Source organism: Bacillus sp. JJ634, from assembly GCF_036962285.1.
Taxonomy (GTDB): domain Bacteria; phylum Bacillota; class Bacilli; order Bacillales; family DSM-1321; genus Peribacillus; species Peribacillus asahii_A.
Map to the genome: position 1 here is coordinate 1 of NZ_JBALMU010000094.1, position 8,187 is coordinate 8,187.

Annotated in this window: 11 protein-coding genes and 1 pseudogene; all 12 read left to right on the forward strand. The window is 33.4% G+C overall.

Annotated features, from left to right (window positions below; translation table 11 throughout):
* Positions 1-246: pseudogene (locus tag V7068_RS14400) on the forward strand (CBO0543 family protein); the annotation flags it as partial.
* Between the two features lie 145 nt (positions 247-391).
* Positions 392-937 (forward strand): CBO0543 family protein, encoded by a 546-nt coding sequence (locus tag V7068_RS14405; RefSeq protein WP_499713355.1) that lies wholly within the window; start codon positions 392-394, stop codon positions 935-937.
* A gap of 302 nt (positions 938-1,239) precedes the next feature.
* A complete protein-coding gene (locus V7068_RS14410) occupies positions 1,240-1,554 on the forward strand; it encodes a DUF3892 domain-containing protein (RefSeq protein WP_127760249.1) in 315 nt (104 codons plus the stop codon).
* Positions 1,555-1,836: 282 nt separating this feature from the next.
* Positions 1,837-2,346: a YfiT family bacillithiol transferase gene (locus tag V7068_RS14415; protein WP_499713356.1), complete on the forward strand. Its 510-nt coding sequence runs from the start codon at positions 1,837-1,839 to the stop codon at positions 2,344-2,346.
* Positions 2,347-2,578: 232 nt separating this feature from the next.
* A complete protein-coding gene (locus V7068_RS14420) occupies positions 2,579-2,863 on the forward strand; it encodes a DNA-binding protein (RefSeq protein ID WP_499713363.1) in 285 nt (94 codons plus the stop codon).
* Between the two features lie 115 nt (positions 2,864-2,978).
* Positions 2,979-3,419 carry an SRPBCC family protein gene (locus V7068_RS14425; protein WP_252289120.1) on the forward strand — a complete coding sequence of 147 codons (441 nt, stop codon included), beginning with the start codon at positions 2,979-2,981 and terminating at the stop codon, positions 3,417-3,419.
* Between the two features lie 619 nt (positions 3,420-4,038).
* The gene (locus V7068_RS14430; protein WP_499713357.1) at positions 4,039-4,488 is read left to right on the forward strand and encodes a LytTR family DNA-binding domain-containing protein; all 450 of its coding nucleotides are present in this window, start codon (positions 4,039-4,041) and stop codon (positions 4,486-4,488) included.
* Between the two features lies 1 nt (position 4,489).
* Complete coding sequence (locus tag V7068_RS14435; RefSeq protein WP_499713358.1) at positions 4,490-4,915, forward strand: DUF3021 domain-containing protein; 426 nt, start codon at positions 4,490-4,492, stop codon at positions 4,913-4,915.
* Positions 4,912-5,841 carry an ABC transporter ATP-binding protein gene (locus V7068_RS14440; protein WP_499713359.1) on the forward strand — a complete coding sequence of 310 codons (930 nt, stop codon included), beginning with the start codon at positions 4,912-4,914 and terminating at the stop codon, positions 5,839-5,841. The genes V7068_RS14435 and V7068_RS14440 overlap by 4 nt, the downstream gene beginning before the upstream one ends.
* Positions 5,838-6,713 (forward strand): ABC transporter permease, encoded by an 876-nt coding sequence (locus V7068_RS14445; protein ID WP_499713360.1) that lies wholly within the window; start codon positions 5,838-5,840, stop codon positions 6,711-6,713. The genes V7068_RS14440 and V7068_RS14445 overlap by 4 nt, the downstream gene beginning before the upstream one ends.
* Before the next feature lie 590 nt (positions 6,714-7,303).
* Positions 7,304-7,462 carry a hypothetical protein gene (locus tag V7068_RS14450; RefSeq protein WP_499713361.1) on the forward strand — a complete coding sequence of 53 codons (159 nt, stop codon included), beginning with the start codon at positions 7,304-7,306 and terminating at the stop codon, positions 7,460-7,462.
* A gap of 420 nt (positions 7,463-7,882) precedes the next feature.
* Positions 7,883-8,187, forward strand: a 305-nt coding sequence (locus tag V7068_RS14455; RefSeq protein ID WP_499713362.1) for an HAD hydrolase-like protein, incomplete at its 3' end; no start/stop codon positions are given.

Genomic DNA, 8,187 nt, shown 5'->3' on the forward strand with positions numbered 1-8,187 from the left:
AATCAAATAAGCTATATATTACTATGGACATTGATGTGGGCAGTAGTAGAAGTATTTTACGTATTTGTAGGATTAAATACACATCATAATGGTTGGAACATTGGCTGGTCAACTTTTATTTGGTTTTGTATGTTCATTGGCATACGGCTCCATTTTACTAGACCATTGTTAACGTGGATTCTATGCTTCATGCTTACTGTTTTTATGATTATATACTTCCATATTCCAATTACTGAATTGAAATAAAATAAGTTGATTCTCTTAGTTGTGCAATTTCAATGGGGACTTTTAGGGAATCAAAAAAGAAAAAAATTAAGGAGGGGAATGCGTATAAAATGTTAATTGATTATATAAATATTGGATCGATATCGAATCTTTTGCCTATATTATTGTGATTATTATTGGCCTTCTGAGCCTTATCTTTTTTTTAAGATTAGATAAGAAAAGATACGGTTTGTTATTTATTTTATCAGCTTTAGCTGGAAACATTTTGTGCTATATGTTTGTGAAATTTAAGTTTTATTCATTTCCATATCTATTATTCCCTAGGATTGAAATTATGCCTGTAACTGTTGTTACATTTTTCTTTCCTATAATGGTTCTTTTATCCGTTCGTTATAGTCCAGAGAAGTGGGGATGGAAAATACCTTTCTATTGGACGATTATTCATATAGGAATGTTTTTGGAAACATGGTCATTAACAAATACTGGGCTAATTAGATATAGCTTTAAATGGGGCTTTTGGGATTCTTATACATGGTGGTGGATATATTTTTTAGTTTTTGAATGGATTGGCGGTATCATTATCCCTAGAGATTTAAGAAAGCCAATCAATATAAATCATTTGAAATTTGGTAGACTTGGTTGGGCAATTATTCATTTTGTCCTTATTTTGACTATTTTCCTTGGTGGTTATTATCTTGGTTCCTTGAAATAGACGAATTTCTAAAAACTCGTTCGAACAGATAAGATTGCTTAATGCAGACAGTCGCTTTTTAACATAGGTTAGTAAAATGAAATTTCCGAATTTAGTAAATAATTCTTATGTTTTGTGAAGAATTATGCTCGATCTTTATGTATTGGGCCACTATGTTGAATAAGGCTGAAAAACTGGAATAGGTTCGCATTTATGGAATGGAAGTATGAAAAACTGCAAAAATAATTCATTTTGTTAAGGATTATAGTACATAAACTAATGGTTTCCGAACATACTAATAAAATGTTTTGGAGGTGGGTTTTATGGATAAAAAAGACTTTCAAAAAGTTTATAATGAATACTTACAACAAGGAGAAGGCCAAGCTCAATTGGAAGTAGTTGAGGAAGTCGATTCAGGAGTAGAACAAATTGTTGCAGTTCGTAAAAATGATGAGGATGATATTATTGCTTTTAAAACAAGTAGTGGAAGAGAACTAGATTATATTACTGCTCTTGATGAAGCAAAATCAGGGAAGTTAGCTCATGTGGACGTATTTCATAAGTATGGCAGGGATATTATACGTAGTGAACCTGATGGTATTAAAGAAAATAACTTAGATAACTTACCTTCTTTTTAAACGGGTAAACCTCAAGAAGAGAATGTTAGTTTGGATATTCTCTTCTTTACTTTACTAATTTACTGAAATCTTCGTAAACTTGCTGTAAGAAAACCATCAGTTATTCAATTATAGGGCGTTATCCTTGAACAAGGATAAGCGCTCATTTTTCATTTAAGGGCCATTCCAATTGAATAAGCTTTTGAATTACGATGCAGTTTGTTGAAGTGATATAATTAAATAAAATTAAATGTTAATACCGAAATATAATGAAATAAAGAATAAGGAAAAGGGGGATTGAAAATGGATGTAAGATACCCAATTGGAAAACTACAAGTTCCTGAGAAAGTAACATTAGAAAATATTCAAGAATGGCTAAAGGAAATCGAAACTTACACGATTCGATTAAGAGAAACTGTCGACTCATTAAGCGATGAGGAATTAAGCAGAACTTATCGTGAAAGTAGCTGGACAGTTCGTCAACTTGTTCATCACATTGCAGATTCTCAGTTGAACATGTATCAACGTTTGAAGCTGGCTTTAACAGATGAGAATCCAACAGTACCAGCTTTTGATGAAGAAAAGTGGGCTATTCAACCGGATACAAAGCTTCCTGTAGAAAGTTCTATTAAGATGTTAGAAGGTATAAATGAGCGCATCGTATCTTTAGGACATAGTTTAACGGAAGAGCAATTAAATCGAGCTTTTACTCACCAGATAAACGGTATAATAACAGTCGCAACAAAAGTTGCAAAATTAGCTTGGCACGAAGAGCATCATTTAGCACATATAAAAATCGCATTATCAAAATAATACAATATGTATAAAAGTGGCTTATCGAACCTCGATAAGCCATTCTTAAAATTAAAATAAGGAACAATTACAGAAGTTGTATTCAACTAAAGGGTGCTTTCCTGTAGGAAGGATTAGCGCTTATTTTCATTTTAGGGCCATTTTATGAAAGAAGTAAGACAAGAATTTAAGGAACTTTCCTCTAATAAATTCGTATTACAGTGAAGAAGTTAATGGGAAGGGGATTATAATTATAGATATAAGTTTTTTCTGGATAGGTGCAGGTTTAGCAGCATTGGGCTATTTTATAGGAGATGGATTAAAGGACTTTAAAAACCCAAAAGCTAGTTCCTTAGGTTATCCGATATTAATTAAAGAAAAGGATTTATATATTTATTTAGGATTAAGTAAAGAAGAAGTAAAAGAACTGCTAAGCAAATATCCTAATGCACCAAAGGTCGAGTTGAAAGGAATTACATACTATCCGTATCAAAATTTGTTAGAATGGCTGTCCTCTAACGATATATATAAAAGCTAACTTGGAAGAAGGAAAGCTATGTATAATTAATGATGTAAGTTTATGCTTTTTATGTAATAATTATTTTGTAGAAGTGTAAAGTTGCAATTCATACATAGTGAAGGTGGGGATCATAATGGCAACGGGAACGCATACTGTAGTAGTTCCAGTAGATGTACAAGCAGTTTGGGATTATGTCAGTGATCTTGAAAAATGGGCAACGACAGTACCAGCCTATAAAGAACATGAAATCATAAATGACAAGCAATCTATTTGGACATTTGAAGGTAGTGTGAAAGGTATTAAAAAAACAATACAAGCGCAGGTAGATATTACCGAATGGAATGAACCTTCAAATATTAAGTTTGAACTAAAAGGTTTATCAGATAATTTTACAGGAAGCGGTCACTTTACTGCAGAAGATGTTAATGGTGAAACAATAATGACTTGTACGGTGGAAGTCCGTGCAGGCGGATTATCTGGTGCCGTATTAACACCAATTATTAAATGGGCTGTTCCGAAGGTAGCCTCTCGTTTAACAGAATCTATCGCACGTAAAATTGCAGTATTCTCATAGTTTTTAAAGATTAAAAGTCGATTCATTTTGGAGATACCTTCTCTGAAGTATAGATGGTAACATTCTGAAGTGACCAATGTAATGATATAGAAGTTCTACTAGAAATTTTATAATTAGCGGAAAGGGGACTGTCCAAAAAAGGATGGCCCCTTTTTTTCAATATTCCGGAATCGGGCGCTTTCTTGTAATAAGGATTAGCGCTTTTTTCATTTTAGGGCCATTTAATGGAGGAATAATCCCAAGAAAAATTGATATGCTCATGGTAATGCTAGTATGGTGTTTGTTAAGGATCGTACTAATGGGGAGAGGGAAAATAAGGGTAATGAAACAACAGCACGTATATCTACTTAACTCTTTTCTAATTTGTTATTTATTCTATTTAGTAGAAGTCTCCTACTTTTACATGTGGCGAGATGAATGAAAACGATCCATAAAATTGTGTGGTGTGTATAAACATCCACTGAATAATTGTTAGTTAAAATACGTAGAAAAATCTAGACAGTTTAAAGTTTATTTTAAATATAAAACCTCTTATGTTCATTTTTTTACCTCTCATTAAGCAAAGGGGAAATCTCATAAAATCATATGTTACAGTATAAACAGGGGGAAGGAGGCATCTATGAAAATTCAATTATTAATTGATGAAAAATTTCAAGAAACTGAAATTCATATTTGTGCAAATCAATATAACGAACAAATCGAACGGCTGATGAAACAGCTAAAAGTGGTACAAACAACAACAGTAATTGATGGCTATTTACAGCAGGAAATTCATATGCTCAAAATCAAGGATATTTATTTTATTTATGCAGAAGGAGCGAAGGTTTATTTACAAACTACAGAGCATGAATTTGAATCGAAACGGAAGCTTTATGAGCTAGAAACGATGCTTTCCCATGATTTTGTTCGAGTGAGTAAATCTATGCTTGTCAACATTAATAAAATCGCCTCCATTCAAATGGGACGTATTGGTTCGACAGAAATCATTTTAGATGATGAATCATGCGTGCATGTAAGTCGCAAATATTTTAAAGAATTGAAAAGTCGTTTAGGTATTGGGAGGGATTAATATGGTGAAAATCCTACGATTCGCAATAATTGGAGTACTCATTGGGTTAAGTTCATCCTACACGCTAGTGACGTTTAACGTTTTAGCTACTCCAAATGCTACGATAACGGGGAAAGAACTGTTTGAGCAAGTTATTATTGCTGCTATTCTTGGTATTGTCATTGGTTTGATTTCGCTTATTTTTAAAACAGAGCGATTGAGTTTTACATTACAACTATTCATTCATTTTGCCTTCGTTACCATATGTGTGCTAGTTGCGGGGCGTTTTGGGGAATGGTATGACGTTGCTAGCATTGCTACTATAATAAGTCTATTGATTTCAATTATTGTTATTTACATTATTAGTTGGGGGATTGCTTTGCTACTTCAAAAACGTGACATAGCAAAAATGAATTACTTTATTCAAAAAAGGAGGAAGGACTTATGATTACAAAAACTGCAATCAAAGTGCAAAACCTCAGAAAATCATACGGAAGTGTTGAAGCTGTAAAGGGGATATCCTTTGATGTACAAGAGGGCGAACTGTTTGCTTTTTTAGGTACAAATGGTGCTGGGAAGTCAACAACGATTGAAATCTTATGTACGTTATTAAAAAAATCGAATGGTCATGTTGAAATTAACAACTTTATCTTAGATGAAAAAAATGATAACGCTAATATTCGTCAATCAATTGGCATTGTGTTTCAGCAAAGTTTGCTCGATAAACGCCTTACCGTCTACGAAAATATCATGTATCGCGGTCGTGCCTATGGTTTAAGCAAAAAGGAATTCGCCGAGAACTATGGATTTGTTTCGACCTATTTACAATTGGAAGATATTCGAAATAAGAAGTACGGGACACTATCAGGTGGTCAAAAGCGCCGCGCGGACATAGCGCGTGCTATTATTCATAAACCGAAAATTCTTTTTTTAGATGAACCGACGACAGGTCTTGATCCTCAAACGCGCCAATTTGTTTGGATGGCTATAAAAAAAATGCAACAAGAGATAAATATGACTGTTTTCTTGACGACGCATTATATGGAAGAAGCAGCTGTTGCCAATCAAGTCGTTGTCTTAAAAAATGGAGAAATTGTAGCAAATGGTACACCAGATGAATTGAAAACAATGTATGCTTATGACCAATTGAAATTAGTATTCAAAAATGATGTGGATGGTGAAAAGTGGCTACAAGAAATGGATGTATCCTTTACAAAGAAAATGTCCATTTATACGGTTAAAGTGGATGAAACAATACAAGCACTCGCTCTTTTAAAAAATGTCGAACCTTTATTAGTATCTTTCGAGGTTATTAAAGGCACGATGGATGATGTTTTTATACGTATTATTGAAAACAGAGGTGCTGTGTCATGAACGCACTACTTAGCTTAGTGATTCGCAATAATAAAGTATTTTACCGTGACAAAACACTTGTCTTTTTCTCACTGTTATCTGTTCTCATTGTTATTATGTTGTACGCATTATTTCTACAAAAAATGCAAATCGATGCTATTGAGCAAGTGACGGAAGCAACCCCTGAAATGATAACGATGGTCAAAGAATGGCTCGTAGCTGGATTGTTGTCTATGATTGCTGTGACAACGACGCTTGCTGCTTTTAGTATTACGATTCAAGATATTGAAATGAAGGTGACATCTGACTTTTTAACAGCACCAATTTCTCGCTCCGCTATTCAATTTAGTTATGTGTTAAACGCATTCATCATCGGACTCGTATTTTCCTTCATTGCATTAATAGGTTGTGAAATTTTTTTAGTAACAACAGGTGGTAAATGGTTAAGTATTAAAGCTCTATTAAAAGTGATTGGTATTCTGCTGTTGTCAGTATCGCTTGCAAGTATGTTTAATTTATTTCTCGTTCAATTTGTAAGATCACAAAACGCCTTTTCAACTCTTAGTACAATCGTTGGCACATTGATTGGCTTTTTATGTGGAGTGTATGTTCCTCTCGGTGTTGTACCAGCATTTGCTCAAAACATCATTATGTATTTCCCGATTAGCCATACAACAGTTCTTTTACGTGACACCATCATGCACGATTCACTACAAACAGTATTCAAGACCATTCCGTCTGAACAGGTAGATGCTTACAAGCTTAATTATGGTGTGATGTATGAGATAAACGGTCAGATAATAAGTAGTTCAACAAGTATTGCCATTATTATCGCAACAACGATTGTACTTGCATTCGTTTCAATCGGTATTTTCAAGCGTAGCAGCCACTGATATGACCTATGCAATAAGTGACTTTGAGCAAAGAAAGTGATGTTATTTATTGTAAAATTATTCGGAATATACAATTTTGAGGCGAAAATTGAAAGCTCCCTAAAGGTAATTTAGATAGGTGATAAAGTTAGAGAAAAAGTGAAATGTTATACAAGACGAAAAAATATCTTCTCTGCAATGTGGCAAGAGTATTTAATGAGTTTTACAGATGTAGATGAACAAGAACATACTTTTCATAAATAGATATCACAAACGCTGAGCAACACCATATTAGTAAAAATGGATCTTCGATTGGAGATCCTTTTACTGATTATTTAATTAAAACCCCACTTGTTCAATTTCTAATAAGGCTCGTTTTAAAGTATTATCGTTGCGGAAAAAGCAATATTTATTTTTCAGTAGTGTTTAACGTTGTAAATCCGTATTTTCCTGATGCTATCCGTGTGAAGGCAGCTAGATCTTAAAATTGGATGTGTAAAATAGCACTTAAAATCAGCGCAAATTATTGCTTAAAGTGACACCTCGGGATATACCGAGTGTTTTTGTGAAAAATAAGATTGTTAAATAATATATTATGGAGGAGGATTAGTATGCAACCAGATCAACAAGCCACTGAGAATTTGAGTTCTATTACGAAATCAGGATTTGCCGGAACTGATGCACAAAAAGTAAAACAAGAAATTCAAAAAGATGTAAGCGAAGGACAAGGTGCAATGACTTCCCGAGAGGCAGGAGCAATGCGCGATTAAAAAACCACTCTAAGTGGTTTTTTATTTTTCTACTTTAAAAATTAAATACTTTATATCCTTCATTTCGATTTGATAGAAATGCTACAATTTTAATGATGAAGCCCGGTTGCAACCGGGCCTGTTTGCTTAATAACGAATAAGGACCGGATTCCTTCTTAAACTATATATTTTATTGTGTAAATATTACTAACAGCATATATGTCCGGAAAATCACAGGTTACGAAACCTTGTCAAAAACCGCTCTTAGACCAGTAACGGAGAATCGTATCATTCTTTAGAAGAAAGAATGGATTTTATGATTAAGATCATATTTGGTTCTTCCATTAACTAGCTATTTAATGGAAGAAGGAGTAATTTGAAATTACTCTGAATTTTATATGGTAAAATGAGAAGGCATTAGATGTAGAAGGGAATCTTAATATGAAAAAATACCAAGTAATTTTATTTGATTTAGACGGAACTCTTTCAGACCCAAAAATAGGTATAACTAAATCTGTTCAATATGCGTTACAGAAAATGGGCATTGATGAGCCTGATATTGATAAACTTGAATGTTTTATTGGTCCGCCCCTTAAAGTTTCCTTTGCTGAATATTACGATTTTAATGAGGAAAATACACAAAGGGCAATTGATTATTACAGGGAAAGGTTCAAAGATAAGGGGATGTTTGAGAATAAGCTATATCCAAATATTCCTTTACTATTAAAATCATTAAAAGAACAACA

Bases quoted from the DNA above. Each gene is read 5' to 3' on its own strand.
- V7068_RS14410 (WP_127760249.1), top strand. From the start codon at position 1,240: ATGGATAAAAAAGACTTTCAAAAAGTTTATAATGAATACTTACAACAA.
- V7068_RS14415 (WP_499713356.1), top strand. From the start codon at position 1,837: ATGGATGTAAGATACCCAATTGGAAAACTACAAGTTCCTGAGAAAGTA.
- V7068_RS14425 (WP_252289120.1), top strand. From the start codon at position 2,979: ATGGCAACGGGAACGCATACTGTAGTAGTTCCAGTAGATGTACAAGCA.
- V7068_RS14430 (WP_499713357.1), top strand. From the start codon at position 4,039: ATGAAAATTCAATTATTAATTGATGAAAAATTTCAAGAAACTGAAATT.
- V7068_RS14435 (WP_499713358.1), top strand. From the start codon at position 4,490: ATGGTGAAAATCCTACGATTCGCAATAATTGGAGTACTCATTGGGTTA.
- V7068_RS14440 (WP_499713359.1), top strand. From the start codon at position 4,912: ATGATTACAAAAACTGCAATCAAAGTGCAAAACCTCAGAAAATCATAC.
- V7068_RS14445 (WP_499713360.1), top strand. From the start codon at position 5,838: ATGAACGCACTACTTAGCTTAGTGATTCGCAATAATAAAGTATTTTAC.
- V7068_RS14450 (WP_499713361.1), top strand. From the start codon at position 7,304: ATGCAACCAGATCAACAAGCCACTGAGAATTTGAGTTCTATTACGAAA.